The sequence below is a fragment of the Pseudoalteromonas rubra genome, from assembly GCF_000238295.3.
Lineage (GTDB): Bacteria > Pseudomonadota > Gammaproteobacteria > Enterobacterales > Alteromonadaceae > Pseudoalteromonas > Pseudoalteromonas rubra.
Genome location: NZ_AHCD03000020.1, coordinates 137,767 through 161,373, shown reverse-complemented (window position 1 = coordinate 161,373; position 23,607 = coordinate 137,767). Strand labels below are relative to the sequence as shown.

The window sequence follows — 23,607 nt, the reverse complement described above, 5'->3', positions numbered from 1 at the left end:
CTACACAGTTTATACGCCATGGTGAGCTCGCCATGGCGTTTTTGTTTCTCACCTATTATCTCATCTTAACCTGCTCTTGCAGCCGGCTTTGCACAAGCCCCTTATACGCTTTGGTAAACTGGGCCTAAAACGAATGCTGAGCAGCATGGAAGCACAATGACGCAAGCACACTATTATCTGCCGCAATGGCTGATCACCGAAGATCTCCACGAAATGACGCCCCCACCCCAGCCAGATTCCCTGTAACCTTGCCACACAGAACAAAAAAAGCCATGGCCGCTTGCGCGTGCCATGGCTTGCTCTTAATCAAACCGTGCTAACGTGTCATTACTGACAATTGGCAATTTCTTTCCATGGGCCCAGTGAGGCCGGGTTGTTGCCCTGAGTCCACCACTTCGCTTCATAGGTTTTACCGCCAAAGGTCACCTGATCACCGCCGGTGTATACCTGAGTTTCATTCCAGGGTGCCGGGCAAGAATTGCCAGGTTCAAAGGTCACCTGTACGCTGTGTGCAGCAGACAGTGCCGGGAAAGTGTAGCTTGACTGCGCTGTCACGCTCACGCCATCGACTTTCAGTGTGGCGACACGGTAACCGCTGTCTGGTACAAAGGTCAGGGTAAAATCGGTGTTGCCTTTGCCGCTGATCACACCGCTTGCATCCGGCGCTGGTGAAATGCTACCACCTGTGCCCACAACCGTTGCCGTGATATCGTAGAATACCGGCACGTCAATCACTGCATCGACAAAGTTACCCGATACGTAATCGAAGTTTGCAGCGCTGAGGCTGTTCACATCGGTGTTTTTCAGTACCAGACGCTTCTGATCGCCTTTTGATGCGGTCTCATCCAGCGTGATCACTGTATCTGCACCTTCCTGCGTTAGCACCAGCATAGAGAAGGTGTAGTTGAACAGTGGCATGCTGATCACGGTTTTTGCCGGGTCAAAGCTGTTCACTGTCAGCGCCATATTCCAGCCCCAGTTCTGGCTGTTCAGCGGCACGATGAAGCCCAGGCGGTCATAACCACCGGTGACGTTATCAAACATCTCAGGCGTCAGATCAGCCACTGTCAGACCGACCAGCTCAACCGAGCTGTAAATACCACCATCTTTAGCCTGTACACCGACGACCAAAGCAGTGTCTGTTTCGTACGCTTTCAGGTGCTTAAAGCCAATTCCTGCGGTGCCACGGATCTTATCCAGCTGAGGATTAAAGCCCGTCACGGTTTGCTTACCAGACCACGCAATTTCATAGATATCCGACTGGGCGATCACCGCTTCGGTATTAACGTTCACAGCCGCAGCCGATACGCCTTCCAGTACCACACGCTGACCAGCAAACGCTAATTCAACACCCGCAGGTACGTCTGACACAGACAGGTTACTCAGTGGCGCAGCAGCCTGCCAGTCACGCAGGATGATGCGATCTTCGCCAACAGTGAAGTCACGTACTGTGGTCACTGAGCCGCTTTGCTCATGCAGTTCAATGGTGTCTGCACCACCGCCAGGCAATACTAAATCGTTGCCCCAACCAGCGGAGAGCTTTTCGTCGTATTTAGATCCTTCGATAACGTCATCTGCTGGCGTGTCGAAAATGGTGTTGTAGCCACCAAACTTATGTACATATTTGGTGATACAGGTACCCAGTTCATCACAGGTGATCTCATCCTTGGTAAGCAAGCGTGCTGTACCCCAGGCACCACGTAAGTGTGCCGCAGCCAGCAGGCCAGACATGGTGGCTTGTACTGTGATGGCGTTACCATTGTCGTCTGTACCAGGCCAGCTCTTCGCCAGTGCCTGCTCCCAGGTCATGTTGGCATCGGTCAGCAACTGCGTCATCACGCCATAGTTAAACCGCATAGCATCACGCATCACCAGTTCCTGATTATCCGGGATCAGCAGATCAGCAAACGAGTTGACGCCATTCTTACCAACAAAGGTCCCTTCCCAGCGGTTCACATCCGTTGCCTGGATTTGGTTACCGCCTGAGCCGACGATCTCAACCAGGGCTTCCGTTTTACAGCCAATCCAGGTGCTGTCTTCCACAAACACATAGAAACTGTCGTATTCCTTACCATCCACTGTCACTACTTTCGGGCTATAGTAACCGGCATCGATCAGTACCGCTTCACCGAGCTGATAGCCCACGAAACCCCAAGCATTCATCGAGTTATACTGCATGGTTTTGAACATCTCAGCACTATACGGAGTTTGTGAGTTATAGATGCCGTCAATGCCCAGCTTAGTGAAGAACTGATTAATGGTGGTATCTTCCGGGATCATGCTGCCTGTTGAGCAATCACGTACCATACGACCTGGCGCTGACACTTTGGCATACTTGTAAACCGGGTTATTCAGGTTCTCAAGGTAAAAATCTGCCAGAGCAGGGTTAATACCCGATTCGAAGTTTCTTAAGCTATCCAAAAAGTCCTGTACGCCTGTTCCCGCTGACGCAGAACAACTTAAGATTACGGCTACTGCACATCCTGTCATTTTCAATTTCATTAGGTGTTTCCTCATTATTTTTTTAATCGAAACAAATCCAGCAATATCAACCCGATCAGAGCAACAATTTTAATGAACATCCGCGACCCAACCCTAAGCCGCCTACCAATAAACCCGCATTAATTATCCACACCGGGTTTATATCGCTGAAGCAGTGAGCTAACCTATCTTGCTGAATCTACAAAACAGGCATTTCTATTTGCTCAACTAATATACAAGCTAGCGTTCGCAAAATAATAAGTCAATCATTTTTACAAAATTTATTGCAATAAAGTTTCATGCGTAGGAACAGGTAACAACAGGTGAAATAAGGCAAGCCGGGCAAACTTGCCTTAACCGAGTAGAAGTGTGGGCACATCGCACCTGCCCGGCAAACAGTGCCTGGGCATTGAGTGTATGTCCCCTTATCCGCACACCTGGGCAATCTTCCTTGCCAGGTGATGCGCGGATTGACCAGTTAAAACCGAACTGGCCTAAAGGAAGCGGGAACTTCCCTTATTCTGAGGCCGCACAGCATGGGGGGCCATGCGGAAGGTCAGTATTAGAAGCGAACGCTGGCACCCACAAAGTAACGCGTACCAAACTCATCGACAGCGTGGACGATATTGCCTGCTGTTGGCTGTCTTAGCACCAGCGCCTCATTGAGCAGGTTAATCGCTTCAAATGACACATCAACGTTGTCCGTGACATGCCATACCACAGAAGCATCAACCTGGTCGTACGCATCGTTCAGGCTATCCAGGCTACTGCCGTTATACTGGCGTACCCAGTCATCACGGTAGTTGTAGGCGAGGCGGACACTGAACAAGTCGTTTTCGTAGTAACCCGACAGGTTATAGGAGTTTTGTGATACTTCTTCAATGGGCATTTCCTTACCCGTCGAGTCAGTGCGGCTGCTATCGGTATAGGTGTAGTTTGCCTGTATACCAAAGCCGTTTTCAAACGCATGCTGATACTGTAATTCAATACCACGTACATCGGCTGTACCGACGTTACGCGAGCGGGTCACCAGACACCCTTCACCACATCCGGGATAGAACTCAGCAGCGGTCGTTTGCTCAATATAGTCACTGATGTTCTTCACAAACAAGGTCGCACCTAACACGGAAGACGGGTTGAAGTACCACTCGATACCCATGTCATATTGGTCTGACTTATACGGGTCCAGGTCCGGGCTACCGACGTTCGCTGTTTTAAAGCTCTCTGAAATAATGTCCGCGACTTTCATGTCGTCATAGTCTGGTCGTGATACCGTTGATCCCGCCGCAAATCGGAAGATCATGTCTTCGCTCAGATCGATCGCCAGGTTCAGGCTGGGAAGATAATTCGTATAACTTTTATCGACTTCTCCCTTCACCCCATTGATTTCACCTTTGGAGAGAATATCGGTTTCGACTATACGCAAGCCTAAGTTACCGCGGAAGCCTTCTCCTGAGAAGTTGGCTTTTACGTACGCAGCGGCAATGTCCTCTTCAATAGAGAAGGCATCTTTCACTGTGACAGTGCCCGGCGCATTGCTACGCGCATAATCCCACAACCCGCGAGTACCAATTGGAAAACCAGACAAGCTACCTGCACGCCCTTCGGCACTATGCAGGCCCGACACAAAACCACCGTTAAAGTCGCCAAGTGTCAGTCGTTCACCCCCTTCACGGATGGCGTCAACATTCAGATCCTGGTTATTTTCCTGGTATGAGAACACTTGTTCTTGGAACTTAATGCCAGCCTGGATTGAGGTCATCACAGGTGAATCCAGCTCAAAGGTAAAATCAGCCTGAATATAATCTATCTCATTATCGCGTTCATAATTGATATAGGTATATTCATGGAACAGTTCAAAATTATCATGACTGCTCATATAGTCCGGGTTGACCGGAATGAGCTCTAGCGGGCCACTCACATCATAAGAAAAGCCTGAATTGGCACGCTCACTGATATCACCCCACCAGGTACTTGTCTGGCCAATTCGGCCTTGGGCGGTTGACTGACCAAGGACAAAGTCGGCAGACCAGGTATCTGCCTGATAATTCGCAGTAAAGTTAATAACATCCGTTTGCATGTCTGGTGTACGCAATACCGTGTTGTTGAACAGAGGGGCGCGACCCGGGCCTGAGGCTGTGACCGTTGCTGCGGTAACAATCCCTTGCTCATTCACTCTGACCGAATCTCCCTGCAAGGTACCGTAATCCATGATGGTGAATAGGGCCGAGTTAATGTGGTCGTTTTCCAGTTCAAACAAATTGTAATCCAGGCCAAGTGTCAGCGCGTCGCTCGGCGCATACTGAACACTGATCTGGCTACTGCTTCGCTCTCTGTCTTCATCGAACAGAATAGAGGCCGCACAACAAGACGTTTTTCTCAGCACACCATTGCTGTCTTCGAGTGTCGTTGCACCAGGAGGACCAAATGTGGACAAGGTTTCACGATATACTTTCGACTCTTCATTTGAATAGGCGACCAGGATACCAAAGTTTTCCTGCTCGTTTTTCCAGCTTGCCAGACCAGAGTATGCCGGCGACCACTCTTTGGCGTTTCGTATAACTTTTATCGACTTCTCCCTTCACCCCATTGATTTCACCTTTGGAGAGAATATCGGTTTCGACTATACGCAAGCCTAAGTTACCGCGGAAGCCTTCTCCTGAGAAGTTGGCTTTTACGTACGCAGCGGCAATGTCCTCTTCAATAGAGAAGGCATCTTTCACTGTGACAGTGCCCGGCGCATTGCTACGCGCATAATCCCACAACCCGCGAGTACCAATTGGAAAACCAGACAAGCTACCTGCACGCCCTTCGGCACTATGCAGGCCCGACACAAAACCACCGTTAAAGTCGCCAAGTGTCAGTCGTTCACCCCCTTCACGGATGGCGTCAACATTCAGATCCTGGTTATTTTCCTGGTATGAGAACACTTGTTCTTGGAACTTAATGCCAGCCTGGATTGAGGTCATCACAGGTGAATCCAGCTCAAAGGTAAAATCAGCCTGAATATAATCTATCTCATTATCGCGTTCATAATTGATATAGGTATATTCATGGAACAGTTCAAAATTATCATGACTGCTCATATAGTCCGGGTTGACCGGAATGAGCTCTAGCGGGCCACTCACATCATAAGAAAAGCCTGAATTGGCACGCTCACTGATATCACCCCACCAGGTACTTGTCTGGCCAATTCGGCCTTGGGCGGTTGACTGACCAAGGACAAAGTCGGCAGACCAGGTATCTGCCTGATAATTCGCAGTAAAGTTAATAACATCCGTTTGCATGTCTGGTGTACGCAATACCGTGTTGTTGAACAGAGGGGCGCGACCCGGGCCTGAGGCTGTGACCGTTGCTGCGGTAACAATCCCTTGCTCATTCACTCTGACCGAATCTCCCTGCAAGGTACCGTAATCCATGATGGTGAATAGGGCCGAGTTAATGTGGTCGTTTTCCAGTTCAAACAAATTGTAATCCAGGCCAAGTGTCAGCGCGTCGCTCGGCGCATACTGAACACTGATCTGGCTACTGCTTCGCTCTCTGTCTTCATCGAACAGAATAGAGGCCGCACAACAAGACGTTTTTCTCAGCACACCATTGCTGTCTTCGAGTGTCGTTGCACCAGGAGGACCAAATGTGGACAAGGTTTCACGATATACTTTCGACTCTTCATTTGAATAGGCGACCAGGATACCAAAGTTTTCCTGCTCGTTTTTCCAGCTTGCCAGACCAGAGTATGCCGGCGACCACTCTTTGGCGTTACCATGATAGGCGTTTTCTACGGAAGCAAATACGGTACCTGAGTCCATATCCAGGGGCTTGCGGGTTTTAAGGTTAACCGTACCACCCATAGCGCCCTCGTTGATATCCGACTCAACTGACTTATACACATCCATACCGGAGATTTGTTCTGACGCGAGCATTTCAAAGTTAAAGCTACGGTTCACACCACCCAGGTCAAACCAGCCAACACTGGCCACGTTCTGGCCATTCAGCAACACCATGCTGTGCTCAGGCGCAGTACCACGCACTGTCACACCGCTGACCTCACCAAAGGTTCTGACCACAGTCACACCCGGAATACGCTGCATCGCATCACCGATGTTTTTATCCGGGAATTTACCTATGTCTTCAGCCGAAATTGAGTCGACAACAGAGTTCGCAAAACGCTTAGTGTTCAGCGCCTCCGTGAGGCTGCGTCTGATCCCTCTTACTTCAATGGTTTCGATTGCCCGATTCGCACCATCTTGTTCCTCAGCCGCAGCACCGAACGACATACCCGACAACGCTGTTGCTACACATACTGCCACGTAACTGGATTTCAGATAGTTATTCAGATACTTGGTTTTTACCTTTGAGCCCTGATTTTTCATGCTCTTCTCCCCTTTGCCTTTTCCCAAGCCGTTCATTCCCAGTGAGTCGACTGGCTTGTGTTATTATCAAACTGTCATTTTTTATTAGTAAAATTGATATACTAAGTATTTATTAAATCATTTTGACTAATTGTCAAGCACTTATTATTTCGTTTTGCTGATCTTTTTAAAGTTGCTCTGCGATAACCCGGGCACTCACGGCCCTGCTCGAGTAAGCACAAACATAAGTTGATAGATCAGCATATTGCGATAATTCGTAGTCAGAACGCATGGCGACCACAATGACCCTGCCAGGCCATTTTTGTAGTGCCTGCTGCACACGTTGCTGCTGGTCTGCCACATCGAAGCTTTCTCCCGGTAAGGGGTAATCTTCAGTGATCAACACTAAGGGCTCAGCCAGCGGTTCGGTGGGAGCCTGCAGCGCAGCCATAAATTGCTCATGCTGCCAGAGTCGATATTCCCGCCCGCGCTCTGCCAGCGTTTCAAGGATCACATCCCGGGCTGAGTTCGGATCGTTAGGACCGATCCCCCGGCTATTGACAATGTTGTCGTACCCTTTGGGATCAGCGGCAAATGCCAGCGTAAATGCGCGGTCTTCGAGTGGCCAGTGCTGGTCGTCATTACGTAATACCCGAACGGCCGAACTTGCCGCCTCGCGTGCCAGCTCATTGGCGCTTTCCAGCACACTGGCGGTTGTTTGCGATGAGGTAGCAAAGTGCTGATATTTAAATGCCAGTACCTGCTGCAAGCGGGCATCGATAACCGATTCACTTAAACTGCCCTGTTTAACCGCAGCGATCACACCATCAATGGTTTGTGCCTGAATAGCTTTGTAGGGCGTGGTGCTGTTTTCGTAGTGCTCTTCACTGAGCATCACCAGGTTGGCGCCTGCCTGCAATGCCAGGATGGCCGCTTCTTCTGGCGCATAGTTCTTACGCATGGACCACATATTCATGCTGTCGGTGATAATAATGCCGTTAAACCCTAACTGCTGGCGCAATACGCCCTGCAAAATAGTGGACGATAAGGTCGCCGGATAGTCGGCATCTATTTGCGGGTAGCTGATATGACTGGTCATGATCAGCGGCACGCCAGACTCAATCGCCGCTTTAAAAGGCAGCAGATCTTCGCGCATCAATTGCTGCAAAGACTTATCAACCACAGGCAGGGTCTGGTGCGAATCATTGTGAGTATCGCCGTGGCCGGGAAAATGTTTGGCACAACTCAGGCTACCACTTCGCTGTACGCCACGTACCGCGGCAGCAACATGGCGGGCAACATGATGGGTCTGCTCACCAAAGGCGCGTAAACCAATGATCGGATTATCCGGGTTGGCATTCACATCCGCACAGGGTGACAGCAGCGTGTTGTAGCCAACTTCCTGCATCTGCTCGGCAAAGACCTGATACATGTCTGCCGTCAGCGCCGTGTTGTCCGCTTTACCCAGACCCAGGTTACCCGGTCCCAGATCGGTATACTGAGTCAGGATCCCCCAGGAGCCTTCCTGATCCACGGCCAACAGTAAAGGCGCATCGCAGGCTCTCAATGCCGCCTCATGCTGTAACTCACGGGCTAGCTGCGCTGCACTGGTCGGGTTAGCAGCATTATCATCGGTAATGTAAAAACCCCCAATATGCCGTTCCTTGACCAGCGTCTTTGCGTAATCACGATCTTCTCCGGCAAATGCCAGAACAAACAGCTGTCCAACCTTTTCTTCGATAGAAAGTGTGTCGATAAGCTGTGCTACTTTCTTTTCAATATCCATACTGCCCTCTGATTTTTGGCAAAACAAAGCCCTCAGCGCCACGGCACCGATTTATTATTCGTTCAGATAAGGAAGCGCCTGTCTGGCACCTCGCGGGTGAAACTGATCCGTTTATATACCTAGCCTGAGCAGGAGGCGGAGCAATACGCATTCACCTTCAGCTTATTGGCCAGGCATGAGCCCGGACAGACACGGTGTTAGGCGGCGGATTTAGCGCCCGTGATCAGCCCGACCAAGTCTTCTTTGGTCACATCGCTGACCGACACATCTGCCACTGACTGCCCCTGATACAACACCACTGCACGATCACAGGTTTCGACCACATGCTGCATGTTGTGACTGATCAGCAGGACGGCAACCCCCTGAGAGCTGATCACATTGATCAGTTCATTGACCTGCGCACTCTGCTCAACCCCCAGCGCTGCCGTCGGCTCATCCATGATCACAATGTCGGCTCCCCAGTTCACTGCACGAGCAATGGCAACAGCCTGACGCTGACCACCAGACAGGCGATGGATCTGCTCCTGATAACTGGGGATACGACTGTTCAGTCGGTTCAGGGCTTTCTTCGCACGCTTCTCCATGGCTTTTTTATCCAGCCAGCCAAGTCGGCGTAAGATTGGATTCTTATGGCGGATCTCTCGGTTAAGGAACAGGTTTTCTGTGATATCGAACTCCGGCACCATGGCCAGGTCCTGAAACACCGTTTCGATTCCCGCTTCACGTGATGCCAAAGGAGAGTCGATATGCACCGGCTGACCATTGACCAGAATGGCTCCTTCATCTGGCGGGTGGATCCCGGAGATACAGCGCACCAGGGTAGATTTACCTGCACCATTATCGCCGAGCAATCCCACAACTTCGCCTTTGTTGATGGTAAAGCTCACGCCTTTAAGCGCATGTACACCACCAAAACGCTTATGTACATCCCTCACTTCGAGGGCGATTTGATCCAATGCACTTCTAACCATTTTTCAACTCCTTGACACCAATTGCCACTGCCACAATCAAGATGGCGCCGCGCGCGATCATTTGTTCGTTTGTGGAAAAACCAGACAAGATCAGACCGTTGTTGATCATGCCCATTAACCAGGACCCCAGAATGGCGCCGATAATACACGCGCGGCCACCAAACAGGCTGGTACCGCCAATCGCGACTGCTGCAATGACGGTCAGCAGATCTGCCTCACCCAGGGTATAACGCGCGCCATGTAAACGACCGGCATACAAGAGTCCGGCCAGCGCAGCCGCCATCGAGGAAATGACCAGAGCATAAATGCGCACCTGAGTCACTTTAATCCCCATCGCCAGAGCCGCTTTAGGGCTACCGCCCACTGCAAGTAAGTGCTTACCAAAGGCAAGCTTAGTCAGGACCACATAGCCTAGTGCCGCTATCACCAGGGTCCAGATGAATAAAGAAGGAATGCCAAATACTTCACCAGCACCAAAAAACGCGGTGAAAGTTTGATCTATGATTGGCACCGACTCCAGGTTCGTCAGCTGGCGCGACAGACCGGTGATCACGCCCATAGTGCCCAGGGTGATCAACAAAGATGACACCTGCAAACGCTCAATCAGCAAACCGTTGATCAGGCCGACGATCAAACCCACACTGAGTGCTCCCAGCACGGCCAGAGGAATACCCACATGTTGCAACAGCAGGGCGCCCACCAGGGCAGATAAAGCCACCACAGAGCCTATCGATAAGTCAATATGACCCACCGCCAGCGCAAAGGTAAGCCCCACCGCCATCACGGTGATCGGTGCCGTTTGACGCACGATGTTCATAAAGTTAGTCAGACTAAAAAAGCCCGTATCATGCAGTGCGACTGCAAAAATCAGCATCACTGCAAGGAATATGTAGTAGATAAAAAACTCTCGTTTCACAGCCAGCAACTTGAGTTGCTGCATAGGTAGTTGATTAACGCTCATGGTATTCCTTATTGTTTTAACGCTAAATTCAGGAGTCTTGGCAGGGGCGACTGAAAGGCGCGCTGCCAGATCTCAGCAATATTATCTCGCTTAACGGTGTCAAACGGCACTAAGGTAAAGTGTGGCGCCGGTAAACCCAGGGTAGAAGCAGCACCGAGCCGGGCCATGGTCTGCCCGATGTCGAATGGCCTGTCTGCAATAGTGCCATGCACATTGCCACCCATCGCCATATCCAGCAGGTTGTTCACACCCAGGTCGTGGGTGATCACTTTAATATCGCGTCGGCCTAAAGAACGCAGTGCTTCCACCACCCCTTCCGCGGCGGCATCCCAGGACACATAAATGGCCTCCAGCTCAGGATGCTGCAATACCATCGCCGCTGCGACATTGCTGGTTTCATGCTCTTTGATGAAGCCCCGCTCAATGACCACATTTAATCCGGGGTAAGCTTTCAGGCCCTTGCGGTATGCATTATCACGATTATTGGTGATAAAGTAGCTGGCATCGTGGTAAATCATGCCAATCTTACCTTTATCTCCCAACGCATCGGCCGTCAGATCAGCCGCCGCTTTACCCATCCCAAACATGTCATCCGTCACAATACCGACAAAGTCTTTGCCTTGCTCAAATCCCGGGATGGGGTTGCTCAGTAATACCAGTTTGGCACCACGCTCAATGGCTTTGGCATAGCTTTGTTTGGTACTGACCCCATCGACGCTGAGCGAAAGAATAATATCGGGCTTCAATGCGGCAATGTTCTCGAGATCGGCCACTTGTTTCGCAGGGTCAAACTGCGCGTCAGTCGCAGCCACCACTTTAATGCCTAACTTTTCAAATTCGGCACGTGCACCGCGCGATACCGCTGCCACCCAGGGACTGGCCCCATGCCAAACAAGCGCTGCAGTCAAATCTTTTGATTTAATTTGCTCACTCTGCTGCTCTGTCAGGTGGATATCACTGGATTTTGCCGCTTTGCTCCAGTCAATACTTTGTGCCGCCCAGCTCATCGACGTTGCGCAGAGCGCAGCAGCGGCAAACATCCCGCTAAACCACGTCCGACGGCGGTGGCCATTCATCTGAGTTCCTGTAGACATAGGTAGATCCTGCTGTTGATTATTAAAATTCGCGCTTGCGAACGCCCTAACTGCCATTTTTATACTGGCATTTAGGATCAGTTTTGTTGTATTTATAGTCATATTCAGCCAACAAACCGTTTATGTCAATTAGTTTGACTAATTATTTTTTATTCGGTTTAGCCTCATGATCGAGTAAGATGATCGGCTTAGTTCAGGGATAATGTGTTGTGTAAGCAGGTACATACGGCACATTGACTGGGGCAATATCATGATAAAGCCCCCAAATTAGATTCAAATAGTAAGGCGAACACATTGAAAGGCTCCAACGCAAAACAGAATAAATCGATAAATTTGCGTCTTGTACTCTCTCAGATTGTCACTCAAGGGCCAATCTCCCGTGTTGAGATTGCCCGCAATACTCAGTTGACCAAGCAAACTATTACCAACATGGTGGAAGAACTGCTGAGCGTTCAACTTGTTGAAGAAACCGGTATAAAAAAATCAGAAGGCGCAGGTAAGCCTTCAAAGATGCTGGTTCTGAATAAAAAGGCCGCATACACACTGGCAATACGCATCGTTGACCGCGAGCTGGAAGTCGGCCTGTTTTATCTCAACGGTGAGCTGCTCAACCGACTGCATACCCACCTTGACGCGGGTGATACCCTGCTCGACAAGGCCAAATATCTGATAGACACCCTGTTGACCGTCGCCAACCTGAGCGTCTCTCAGGTGCTTGGTTGCGGCCTGTCGGTTCAACTGAGCCATCTCAAGGGCGTCGAGATTTTTGCTCACAACCGGGAACTTCAGCAACAACTGGCCGATACGCTGGGCGTGCCCGTGGCACTGGAAACAACGGCCTCTGCCTGCGCCAGTTTTCAGATGCTGTTTGGCGAAGCCAGGCTGCTGGACAGCTTTGTCTATGTACACCTGGGCAATCAGGTAGAGTCGGCAGTGGTATACGATCGACGGATCCTGCTCGGCCAGAATGGCCTGACCGGCGCATTGGGTGAGCTGTTTGTGACCCCAGAAACAGATGATGACACCGCTGAGCTGGGTCGACTGAACGACTTTGCCTCGTTAAGCGCCCTAAAAAATAGCCTCGGACGCCCAGGTTGCAGCACCGAAGAGCTGCATCACCAGCTACAGGAACACCCGGTAATAGAGCGCTGGCTCGAACAGGCTGCGGAGCCAATGCGGATAGCGATCCACAGCATTGAATCCCTGCTGAATACGCAGACCATCATTTTAGGCGGTGACATCAATGACTGGCTGCTTGATAAACTCACGTCTGAATTGCGCCCGTTCATTCCATCCATTGCGCAGTTTGGTGAACGCCAGGTGGTGCGGCTGGTCAAAACCCCGGACGTTGCCAACATTGCCCTCAAGGGCATTGCGACCTTGCCGCTGCACAGTGCGCTCAGCGCCAAGAACATGCAGACCTTGTACTTTCCTGCCATTAACCAGCCCAGCGAACTCCAGGAGCTGGTTTACTAGACTGGCAAAGTCTTATGCGGGGCAAGTGGCAACAGGCAGACTTGCGTCTTGCCCCCATTCACTCCAGGAACCGTCATAAACGGATAAAGGGTAAAACCCACATTCATCCGCAATCATAGCCAAAATACACGCTGTCACTCCGGAGCCACAGCTAAATTGTAAGGCCTGATTAGAGACCCCGGCGTCCGCTAATAATGTCCGTAACTGCGCTTTAGGTTTAATTAATCCGCTGTCATCCAGTACGCTCGCATAATGGACATTCACACTCCCCGGAATATGGCCACTGCGCATCCCGACTCTGGGTTCTTGTTCCTGACCGCTAAACCGCGCCGGGCTGCGAGCATCCAGAAGTAACACTTCAGCGCTATCTATCCCCGCCAACACCGCATGCTTATCAATGAAGTAACCGCTTTGGGGGTCAGCAACGAAATCTCCGGGCTCGCTGCTGTGCGCATACTCAGTGGCAACAGGTAGGCCCAGCTCAAGCCACTTGACTAAGCCCCCGTCCAGCACATAAACCTGCTCAAACCCCATAGCCTTAAACATCCACCAGGCCCGGGCTGCACTGAACAACGCAAAATTGTCGTACACAACCACAATATCCTGCTGGTTAACTCCCAACGCCCTGACGCCATGCTGAAATTGCGCTGCATTACACATCGTATTGGGGCACGCCCCATTGGCATCGCTAAAGGCATGGCTGATATCAAACCGTTTTGCCCCGGCAATGATCCCCGATGGCACATATTTTCCTTTTGCTCCTGGTTTGAGCATGCCGCAATCAAGCACAGTGACGCGATTGAGGTTTTTCAGTAACCAGTGACAACTTTTGATGTTTTTCATTTGTTAACACAGTGTTTTGATTGATCTTGATTGCCATTAATATTAGATGGGAAATATAGCAGAAACAATGCAAGATTGATCAGAGCCAGCTGAGCTCTGCCTCATAGACATCAGCCCTACATGAACCTGTTGATTAGAAAGCGAACCGTTGAGTCCATCTTCCACTTAATAACCCGCTCCATCTTTGGTCCTTTCGACTGCGCTTCCCAATAAACACTGCCTGCAGGACCTGCACCGCTGTGTTGCAGAGCAATAATGAAACACAACCGAGCAAGTACTTGTTCATAAACAAACTTTACTTTCCTTATAAAAATCAAAACTCTAATAGTGCCCAACAACTACCCTAGCCTCGACTTTTTTAACCAGCGCACACGCTATCGCTCTGAACTTTACCCGTAGAAAACACACACACGACTTAGCGAAGCACGGCGCATAGCTTCACTCAGAAACACACAGTGGTGATATCCCTTTTTAGACAGGTTATACTCGAAAAAATCCGTTGATTATTTATAACGTTATGTCCTCGAAAACAATCACACAAGACAAGGTACATGGCCCGATACTGGTGGTTTTACCTAAATTTATCGGTGATGCCATCAATACTTTGCCAGCAATTGCTATGCTCAGGTCGCTATATCCGGAGCATTCGATACATCTGCTGGCGCGTCCTTATATGCTTGAAGTCCTTGAACGCGCAGAACATTACAATATTGAGTTAATTGCAGATAATCGCTATTGCAAAGAACACAAGCAGGGGATGTTTTCTTTTGCACGTACACTGAGAAAGACGAAGTATGCTATGGCGGTGTTGTTCAGAGGATCAATACGTGAAGCGTTACTTGCGAAATTGGCTCACATACCGCTCATTGTTGGTTATGCACAGAATGGCCGTAAACCGCTGCTCAGCCATGCCCTAAAGCTCAACGAATGTCATCATTATATTCATCGGTACTGCCGACTAGTAAATGACGTTCATAATCGTCCCTTTTCTCACTTTGACTTACCCTCTTTATCACCGCGCACCATAGCGCTACCGAGGCACGTTCACAAAACAGCGGTCTACGTCGGCGGTAAGAACAAAGGGACCCGGCACTATGACGTCGCAAAAAGTGTCGATGCCCTCACATGCATAGCAAAATCTGCAGAAACTCACTTTTACATTCTGGGGGATCCATCTGAATCAGAAGACGCAGTCCGTTTATCTCAAGCGTTGACAGAGAATAAGGTTCCTGCCACGAATCTGGCCGGCAAAACCACGCTTGGAGAATTAGTTGATACGATCGCCGCGATGGATATCATGATCTCCATAGACTCAGGTCCTATGCATATTGCAGCTGCCTGTAACGTACCTTGTCTGGCCCTGGTCGGGTTAGGGACTTCCCCCTGGTCTATTGTAAGGCCATTACAAAACAACCTCATAGCTTTGGAAAGTCCATCAACCAGCATGATCGAGCATGAGATCATCAATGATATCAGCCCCGAAATGATTGCACGTCAGTATATTGCACTGCTCGAAAAACCAAAAAGTTAATAAGCATACACCTCCTTCATTGCCTATTCCAAGGGTGATGAAGGGGACTTACAAAAGAAAAAACATAAAAATCAACAATCTAAAAAATTCTCCCAGAACAAAAATGAGCTGTCAACACGCTCCTCAAACACACTGAAACAAATAATTAAAATAATAAAAACATAGGTGAACTTTAATATAAAAATGTTTTCATAAAGCAGAAGATAAAGCCGAGTACGTAATAATAAATTACTGGAATGTCTGCATGAAAATCAAAAAGAAAGAACTGCACCCTAAACACAGCGCGGATCTTATCCGTATGGGTAACCAATTTGACGGGGGCTATGTCATCCCCAAAACCCATATCAAAGACACTAACGTGTTACTCTCACTGGGCATCAATGATGACTGGCGGTTTGATAAAGAGTTCCAGGCGCTTAACCCGGACTGCCGGGTTGTTGGCGTAGATTATACTGTTGGGCTTAACTTCATTGTACGCAAAACCCTGCAAAATAGCGTCAAATCGCTGATCAATACGCTGCTACTCCGCCATGACAAACGCCAGAAGTACTGGACCCGTTTATTAAACTGTGTGTTCTTTTACAGCTTCTTCCGTGGTAAAAATAGCCATTTACAACGCCGTGTCAGCGAAACATCAGGTCAGCTGGATATCAGCCTGGATGAGTTAATCGAGCACCACTGTGGCGATCACCAAGATACCGTTTTCCTGAAAATGGATATTGAGGGGGCTGAATATCAGATTATCAAAGACCTGTGTAAACATGCCAACAGGATCAATGTGGTGGCGGCAGAGTTTCATCACTTGGATACAAAAACGACGCAATTCAATGATTTTATTACAGCGATGTCTGAGTATTTCCATGTCGTGCATATTCATGGTAACAACTACGGCAAATACGTCGACGCGATTGATTTTCCTGAGACGGTGGAAATCACCTTTATCAATAAAAGCCTGATGTCAGATCCAGCGCCTTCTCAACACAGCTACCCTGTAGAGGGGCTGGACTTCCCAAACAACCCGAAAAAACCGGATTATAATATTGCCTTTAAATAGAAAATCAAAAAACACAACAATTAAAAAAGCTCAACAATAACTTATAATATTATTGTTGAGCTAATATTATCTACTTTGAAGTACTCTGGTCTAGCGCACTTCCAGATTTACTTCAAAACCATCAAAATCATATGCATCGTTGTCCGTAGCCAGGCCAGTCCAGCCACCACCATAAGAAGCCCAAGGTGTGTAAGTCGCATTACCCACTTCACGACCTCCACGATCAGATACTCTCAGACCGATACGAAAATCACTGAATGAGTGGCTACCACTCCAGGTACGCGTTTCGATTCGAATACGGAATGCATCCGGGTCAAACCGGTCAGTATCAAATGCCATGCCTGACCAACCGCCACCTTCACTCGCCCAGGGCGTATATTGCCAGTAACCAAAATCTCCGCGACCACCGCGGTCTGCAGCCTGAATAGCAATACGGAAATCTCGATCCGAGGGAAGATGATTCAGTATGGAAAGGTGAAGTTTTAACGCATCAGGATCATAGGCGTCTCTGTCAACTGCCCACTCAGATTGTACATTTGAACCAGCAGATAAATATTTAGTATATTCAACTCTGCCCGGATCTCTGCCAGCGTCATCCAATGCCTGTAAACCAATTCTAAAATTATATTTTGAGCCGTTGCTTACAGTCACAAATTCTTCAGCAGGTTGTGCTGTGGCAGTCATTGCAAATCCACAACCAATCAACAAAGACACAGCTACTTTTTTAAGATTCATATTAATATCCTTTTATTTCGTTAAGGCACTAAATAGTGCAGGCCAACTCTACAAATCACAATTTACAAAGTAAAGACAATTTTAAAACAAAAACAACACAACAAAAACACAAATAACAACAATGAGATAAGCAAAATAAAAACAAATAAACAACAATTAAATCTGAAATAATAATTAAAATAAAATAATTAAAATAAAAGAGTAAAAACCAGAAACAAGTCACCCTCTATTATTCCAAAAACCGTCATTTTCGGCTTAATTTATTGCTTCATACAAAAATTAAAAAGTCAGTTTAAACGTCGAAACCAAGATGGAGAAAAATGCAGTGTAAAAGCTAAAATCCACAACACACTCATGGCATTCAGTTCTTAAGTGGATGATGAACAGCTTTTATCTACGCTGTGCGTGTTGTAACAACGAAGTAAGGCAGGGATTGGCATAGCACTTTTAGCGCAATTTTACGGAGACCCCAGATTCTGGTAAGCACAAATAGAGGTACACTCAGATCTTTATCACCTCACCACGTAGCGGTGCCAGCCTGGCCAGGATCTGATTTTGTGTGGTATGCGCAATGCCTGCTTCGATCATGACGTTGATCAGCAACTCAACCACACGGTTAAAATCAGCTTCAGTGATCTGCATGCCAGTATGGATTTGTACCATAGAGTCGCCCTGATACTCACAGGGCCCATCCAGGGTGTCGCACAAATGCGTGATAAAGCCTTGGCGAAAATGGCTCACATTGGCTTTGGCAAAATAAGGCAGAATGGCTTTATCACGCCCTATCTGCTGAATGAACAAATCGACCAGGCGTTCAAGCCCGGCTTGACCGCCAATCTGCTGAAACAGGGTTGGCTTAACGCTGGTCTGACAGCCCATCAGAGATAGACTGGCCAATATGATAACGAGCGCGGACAGAGAGTGACGAGCGTTGCGCTTTACTCCATTCAACATCACGCCTCCTTAAAAGTATCCGGTGACAGAGACATACCAGCCAGTCTGATCCGGCTGACCGGCAATGCTGCCCAAATCCAGCCAGGCCGCGGTGATATTGACCTGTTTATTGATAAACCAGGCGACAAACACATCCCGCCACGCCTGCTCGCCAAGCCCCAGGTTGTCGGGTTTTTCTCGGTACTCGTAACCGAGCGCCAGGTTTTGGCTGAGAAAAATGGCCGCACTGGCTTCGAGGTAAATGCGTTCACTGCCTTGCTGAGAACCATAGCCCAACAGACCAAGTTGATTGGCTTCGGTATGGCGCGCCGTGATATTCCAAAATGCGTTCAAGCCACCCAGTGCTCCCAGGTGCAGCTTGCTGGCAGCCAGATAGATATCGGTGCCGCTGTCGTCCTCGGCGCCGAGCAAAGCGGCAACGGCATCATCTTTGAGTGATTTGTGCTGCATACCTAGGCTCACCTGTGGCCAGGCACTGTAGACGATATCCCCATACAGACGCACTTTAACGCCGCTTACCGACTGCTCGATCTCAGTATTGAGTGCTGGTACGGCAAAAGTTTGCTCAGCATAACTCAGCTCTACGCGGTCAAACAGGTTGGCCTGAATACCGCACACATCCAGTCGGTAATCATCGACGCTGGCGCGGCTGCAAAAGCCGCCAAGACTCCATTGCTCGTCACTGGCATACCCTGCCAGCTGAGCCCAGGGCACAATGCCCCCACCTGCGCTGCCTTCTACCTGAGAAACACCGGGTGTGGCCAGTAACTTACCGGAACCAGCCATGCAGGTGGCACTTATTCCTAATGCGCAACCTGACAAAACCACTAAACACGGATTAACCCGCTTCATGATACTGGCCAAGCCATTGTGTCAACAGCTCCGCCTTCAGTGGTTTACTCAAATAATACCCCTGAGCATAATCACAGCCCATTTCTTTGAGCAGCTCCAAAGACGCTTTATCTTCTACCCCTTCAGCAACCACAGAGAAACCAAGTTGATGACCCAGGCTGATGGTGGAACGCACAATACACTGATCCTGATGCGTTTCGGCCAGCTTCAGAATAAACACTTTATCCAGCTTGAGCTCATCAATCGGTAGCATTTTTAAGCGACCCAATGAAGTCTGACCGACACCGTAATCGTCCAGAGAAATATGTACGCCAATCTCTTTGAGTACTTTAAGCGCAGCAATCCCTTTCTCTTCGTTCTCGATCATATCCCGCTCTGTCAGCTCTATGGTGATCAAGGAAGGCGATATCTGATAGCGATCCAGCATGGCTTCCAGGTGGGGCACAAAATCGGGATCCGCAATATCCTGTGCCGACACATTGATGGCCGCTTTCATGGTGATCCCCTGCTCGACCCAGTTAGCGACCTGCGCCACCACCGTTTTAAGCACCCACTGAGTCAGCTCAACGATCAGGCCAGACTGCTCTGCCAAATCAATAAAAAATTCAGGCGAGACCCACTCGCCATTGCGCCGCTGCCAGCGGATCAGTGATTCCACCTTATCGACCTGCTGACTGTGCATGTTGAGCTTAGGCTGATAGGTCATAAACAGCTGGCCGTCGTCACTTTGCAGTGCGGCTTTGAGCTCATCAATGATCAACAAGCGCTCCAGGTAGGCTTCGTCTTCACCGGTTTGGTAAAAATACACCGAATTACTGCCCTGCTGCGCCGCGTTGTCTGCTGCAATCAAAGCACGACGTACCAGATCTTCCGGATCGTCTGCCTGCTCGGGGTAATGGACCACCCCCACACTAAAACGCAGGTTGATCTCCAGTTTCTGTACCTGGTAAGGCTGATTCAGCGCACTCAGAAACCCAGCGACACAACCTTCCATTGAACTGTCCTCTTTGGCCGCCAGCACAGTTAAAAACTCATCTCCACCGAGCCGGGCATTCAGTCCTTCAAAACAGGCACCGATTTGTTCAATCCGCTGTGCAACGGCCTGAATACAGCTGTCACCCACACGCGGACCCAGCTTATCGTTAATGTGTCTGAGGCCTTTTATGTCCACAACCAGCAGGTAATAAACGCGACCATCTTGCAACAAGCGGGTAAGCTTCTCCATGGCGGCTGCGCGATTGTAAAAGCGTGTCAGACCATCGTGGCTGGCCTGATAGCGAATTTGTTTTTCCCGCGCCTGGATGTCATCACCCATTTCATGAAAAGCATCCACCAGCTGACAGATCTCTTTAGTCGGTCGTGACTCGTGTACGGTGGCTTCGTAGTCACCCAGAGCAAATCGACGCGCCATCACCGTTAGCTGCTGTAACGGGGTAGCCAGGTTCCGTGCTAAAAAGCCACTGGCCACAAAGCCAAACAACATAGTCACACAGGACGACAAAATAATGGTTAACACCAGCTGATCGAACTCCTGATAGTCTTTGGTCATATCAGCACTTAATACCAGGCTAACCGGAGAAGAGTTTAACGCGGGCAAAGCAACCTCCGCATTAATATAAACCGGAAACTCGCTCAGCCAGCGGGTGATTTTTTGCTCATGCAGATACGCGAACAGATCCTGGGATTCGGGTAAACGCAACGAGCTGGCCTTGATCTGTTCACCATGGCCAATAAAGCTCATTTCCATCCCGGTCAGCTCACGTAGCTGCCCTGCTACTTCCGTATCAACCGCAAAGCCAACAATCGCAAAAGCAATGGTACGCGGTGCCTTCACGGGCAAAATAATCGCCTGATACAATTGCTTATCCAGGCTGACAAAAGCAGACTGTTCGGTATGATTTAACAACTCTCTGAGCAACGGGCGCAGATCTTCAGCCAGCTCAATTTCGGCCTGATTGGCAGAGATCAGCTGACCGCGCACGTCCAGCAGCAACATCAGATCAGCATCGATACGCTGACTATGATTAAACAGCACGCTTTCAATGGTCGGTGCATCGCGTGTTGCAACCGCCTGTTTAAAGCCAAAATCTTGCGTCAGTACCGTCGCGGCGGTCACCAGCAAACGCTCTTTGGCACTGAGATATTGCTGATAGACATTTTGCGCCGTCTGAATATCCTGCTGCACCTTGCGCTCATTGAACTGGCTGGTAGACCACCAGAAGCTGGCTAAGCTGGCAACCGCTGTCAGCAGTACCAACCCGACGCACAAGGCGATAATACGATTTTTAAAACTAGTGCCCATGATGATCCTTAAACATCTCTGAGAATGTGTTTCTGGGTGCCGGTGCCTGTGTTTCTACAATAGCAGACCCGGATTGTTGTAATTCTGTCACCGTCACTATCCTGCGAGTGTCGATATCCTGTGTTTGTAATGCATGCCAGATAGCCACTTGCTGCGCATAAGCAGGTAACTGCACTGTGCCCGATTGATCGCTGGTAAGCACGTCTTTTGATTGAGAAACATAGATATAGCCCACCATTGAATCATGAATATTACATCCTAGAACAACGACACCCGGTTGTTCAAATCGTATCGGTTGAATAGGTGTACCCGCATATAATTTAAGCTCAAAACGCTTGGTCTCAGAAAAAGAATAGACATGATGACGAATATCATCACTGTTGGGAAAGCTCACCGCCTGACCCTGCATTATGGTCAGTAGTCTGGGGTGGAATTGCTTATTGACCTGATCCATTACGGCGACTTGCTGCACCTGGCCCGCACGTAAGGGGGCAACCACTTCAACCACCACATCGGATAAGGGTGCACCGTGCTGATCACGCAATTGAAGAGTGTACCCGTTACCGGATCCGTTACCGACACCCTTACCAGCCCCATTGTCGAGTGCATTATCAGCCCCATAAACAGGACCACCTAAGCCGGCAAGTATCCAAGCGTACACTGGCCAGGCAAAAATACGCAGGCCAACTATCTTTCGTGCACACCCCAGCGCTCGCCTGATCACGATCAGGTGCCCTTGTGCGATCCTTACCGGGTTATGCCCGCTGACGTTCATGGAAATTTGCCTGAGCCACTTGCTTACCTTAAGTAAAAGTGACGCTGAAAAGAAAAGCAAGGACGAATACACATTCACGCCTGCATCCGGCGGTTAAACAGCCATAAAAAAAGCGGCTTATCGCCGCTTTTTTTATGTTTTTCAGACGGCTCAGGCGTCGATCAGACCATACTCTTTATCCAGTACGGCAATCACCTCATCACGTGGGTTCTGAGGAATACTAAGCTGTTGGCCAACAATTTTACTGGCGATGCCCACATACGTATCTGACACCGACATCATCACCTGCTCTGGCAACTTATAACTGGCAGCCAGCTGTTCGCGCTCGCTCATGCGGTCTTTGTTCAGCAAAACATCGCTGTCCGGTACATTGTTGATCAATAACTGGCGGAAGCCCTCTTTAGAGTTTTCCACAATTTTACCGTCACGGTATGCCGGGCCATCCCAGATCCGTGATGAATCCGGCGTGCCTACCTCATCAATGTAGATCAAACGTTCGCTGCCATCTTTATCTTCTACGTAACCAAATTCAAATTTGGTGTCCACAAAGATTTGATCCAGCTTGGCCAGCTCTTTAGAGATCAACGCAAAGCCCTCGCTCAGCAGCTGCTCATAGCGAGCCACATCGGCGTCTGACTTAAAGTTAAACGCATCCAGGTTATCCGTGATATTGCGGCGTGTGATATTCACATCATCGACTTCCGGCACATCTGGCAGGCCACGAATGATCCCTTTTGTTGACGGCGTGATCAGCACATCATCAAGCTTTTGATGCGCAGTCAGGCCTTCTGGCAAACTGATCCCACAGAACTCGCGCACACCTTTGCTGTAATCGCGCCACATGCTGCCGGTGATATATTGGCGGGCGATGGCTTCGACGCGCACGGTGCTGGCTTTACGCACGATCCACACGTATGGATGAGGTATATCCACAATGTGATTACCAGCCAGACCCGCTTCATCGAATAGTTTAAACCAATGGGCGGCGACACTGTTCAGTGCGATACCTTTGCCCGGTACACCGTTGAGGCCATTTTCGCCCTGCCAGATGCAGTCAAAGGCCGAGATGCGATCCGAGATCACCATGATCGCCAGCTCTGTCCCGGCAGGCACATCATAGCCTTTTTCTTCGATCAAACGGGCACTGTCCTGGTCGGTTAACCAATAAACTGAACGTACTTTACCACTGTGCACAGCACCTTTGGTGCGAATGGGTAGATCGTCATTGACGTCTAGAACTTTGTAGCTACTCATTGTATCTCCATAGAGAACGGCTGCGTCTTGCTAAAGGACGCAAAATACAGAGGGGGTTAGAGCGGTGTATGATAGTCGAGCAGCCAACAAATCACAATTGCTTTACCGCACTGAACGGCGATATGCCGCAGGTGGGTTTAGCTTACGGCGCAAGTATTTTATGATGCGGGCGTGATCCGCCATTGA

The 23,607-nt window shown here is 49.4% G+C and carries 17 protein-coding genes; 3 read left to right on the top strand and 14 right to left on the bottom strand.

Annotated elements, in window-relative coordinates:
* Positions 1-327: 327 nt before the first annotated feature.
* The 7 genes from PRUB_RS00845 to PRUB_RS00815 all read right to left on the bottom strand — a co-directional run bounded on the left by PRUB_RS00845 (position 328) and on the right by PRUB_RS00815 (position 11,645).
* On the bottom strand, positions 328-2,502 hold the full coding sequence (locus PRUB_RS00845) for a carbohydrate-binding protein (RefSeq protein ID WP_010383354.1): 2,175 nt from the start codon (positions 2,500-2,502) through the stop codon (positions 328-330).
* Between the two features lie 541 nt (positions 2,503-3,043).
* Positions 3,044-5,002, bottom strand: coding sequence for a TonB-dependent receptor (locus PRUB_RS00840; protein WP_242065208.1), 1,959 nt, complete (start codon positions 5,000-5,002; stop codon positions 3,044-3,046).
* The gene (locus PRUB_RS00835; protein WP_198452301.1) at positions 4,944-6,854 is read right to left on the bottom strand and encodes a TonB-dependent receptor; all 1,911 of its coding nucleotides are present in this window, start codon (positions 6,852-6,854) and stop codon (positions 4,944-4,946) included. Before PRUB_RS00835 ends, PRUB_RS00840 begins: the two co-directional genes overlap by 59 nt.
* Before the next feature lie 166 nt (positions 6,855-7,020).
* Complete coding sequence (locus PRUB_RS00830; protein ID WP_010383356.1) at positions 7,021-8,619, bottom strand: glycoside hydrolase family 3 protein; 1,599 nt, start codon at positions 8,617-8,619, stop codon at positions 7,021-7,023.
* Positions 8,620-8,816: 197 nt separating this feature from the next.
* Entirely contained in the window at positions 8,817-9,590 is a 774-nt protein-coding gene (locus tag PRUB_RS00825; RefSeq protein ID WP_010383357.1) for an ATP-binding cassette domain-containing protein, read from the bottom strand.
* Positions 9,583-10,551 (bottom strand): ABC transporter permease, encoded by a 969-nt coding sequence (locus tag PRUB_RS00820; RefSeq protein WP_010383359.1) that lies wholly within the window; start codon positions 10,549-10,551, stop codon positions 9,583-9,585. Before PRUB_RS00820 ends, PRUB_RS00825 begins: the two co-directional genes overlap by 8 nt.
* Positions 10,552-10,559: 8 nt before the next feature.
* Positions 10,560-11,645: a substrate-binding domain-containing protein gene (locus PRUB_RS00815; RefSeq protein ID WP_242065202.1), complete on the bottom strand. Its 1,086-nt coding sequence runs from the start codon at positions 11,643-11,645 to the stop codon at positions 10,560-10,562.
* A 294-nt stretch (positions 11,646-11,939) separates the two neighbouring features.
* On the opposite strand from PRUB_RS00815, the gene PRUB_RS00810 reads away from it, so the two are divergent.
* Complete coding sequence (locus PRUB_RS00810) at positions 11,940-13,121, top strand: ROK family transcriptional regulator (protein ID WP_010383361.1); 1,182 nt, start codon at positions 11,940-11,942, stop codon at positions 13,119-13,121.
* Positions 13,122-13,133: 12 nt separating this feature from the next.
* On the opposite strand, the gene PRUB_RS00805 is transcribed toward PRUB_RS00810, so the two are convergent.
* On the bottom strand, positions 13,134-13,964 hold the full coding sequence (locus PRUB_RS00805) for a sulfurtransferase (protein ID WP_010383362.1): 831 nt from the start codon (positions 13,962-13,964) through the stop codon (positions 13,134-13,136).
* Between the two features lie 517 nt (positions 13,965-14,481).
* On the opposite strand from PRUB_RS00805, the gene PRUB_RS00800 reads away from it, so the two are divergent.
* Both PRUB_RS00800 and PRUB_RS00795 read left to right on the top strand, forming a co-directional pair.
* Positions 14,482-15,495: a glycosyltransferase family 9 protein gene (locus tag PRUB_RS00800; RefSeq protein ID WP_010383364.1), complete on the top strand. Its 1,014-nt coding sequence runs from the start codon at positions 14,482-14,484 to the stop codon at positions 15,493-15,495.
* Positions 15,496-15,739: 244 nt separating this feature from the next.
* The gene (locus PRUB_RS00795) at positions 15,740-16,549 is read left to right on the top strand and encodes an FkbM family methyltransferase (protein ID WP_010383365.1); all 810 of its coding nucleotides are present in this window, start codon (positions 15,740-15,742) and stop codon (positions 16,547-16,549) included.
* Between the two features lie 90 nt (positions 16,550-16,639).
* On the opposite strand, the gene PRUB_RS00790 is transcribed toward PRUB_RS00795, so the two are convergent.
* The 6 genes from PRUB_RS00790 to PRUB_RS00765 form a co-directional block, all read right to left on the bottom strand.
* Positions 16,640-17,284: a hypothetical protein gene (locus PRUB_RS00790; protein ID WP_010383366.1), complete on the bottom strand. Its 645-nt coding sequence runs from the start codon at positions 17,282-17,284 to the stop codon at positions 16,640-16,642.
* A gap of 501 nt (positions 17,285-17,785) precedes the next feature.
* Complete coding sequence (locus PRUB_RS00785) at positions 17,786-18,238, bottom strand: group I truncated hemoglobin (protein ID WP_010383367.1); 453 nt, start codon at positions 18,236-18,238, stop codon at positions 17,786-17,788.
* 9 nt (positions 18,239-18,247) lie between these two features.
* Entirely contained in the window at positions 18,248-19,090 is an 843-nt protein-coding gene (locus PRUB_RS00780; RefSeq protein ID WP_040644772.1) for a DUF3034 family protein, read from the bottom strand.
* Complete coding sequence (locus PRUB_RS00775) at positions 19,077-21,392, bottom strand: putative bifunctional diguanylate cyclase/phosphodiesterase (RefSeq protein ID WP_010383370.1); 2,316 nt, start codon at positions 21,390-21,392, stop codon at positions 19,077-19,079. The genes PRUB_RS00780 and PRUB_RS00775 overlap by 14 nt, the downstream gene beginning before the upstream one ends.
* Positions 21,382-22,167 (bottom strand): methylamine utilization protein, encoded by a 786-nt coding sequence (locus PRUB_RS00770; protein WP_010383372.1) that lies wholly within the window; start codon positions 22,165-22,167, stop codon positions 21,382-21,384. Before PRUB_RS00770 ends, PRUB_RS00775 begins: the two co-directional genes overlap by 11 nt.
* A gap of 150 nt (positions 22,168-22,317) precedes the next feature.
* Positions 22,318-23,421, bottom strand: a complete 1,104-nt coding sequence (locus PRUB_RS00765) for a phosphoribosylaminoimidazolesuccinocarboxamide synthase (RefSeq protein WP_010383373.1) — start codon at positions 23,419-23,421, stop codon at positions 22,318-22,320.
* Positions 23,422-23,607: the final 186 nt, after the last annotated feature.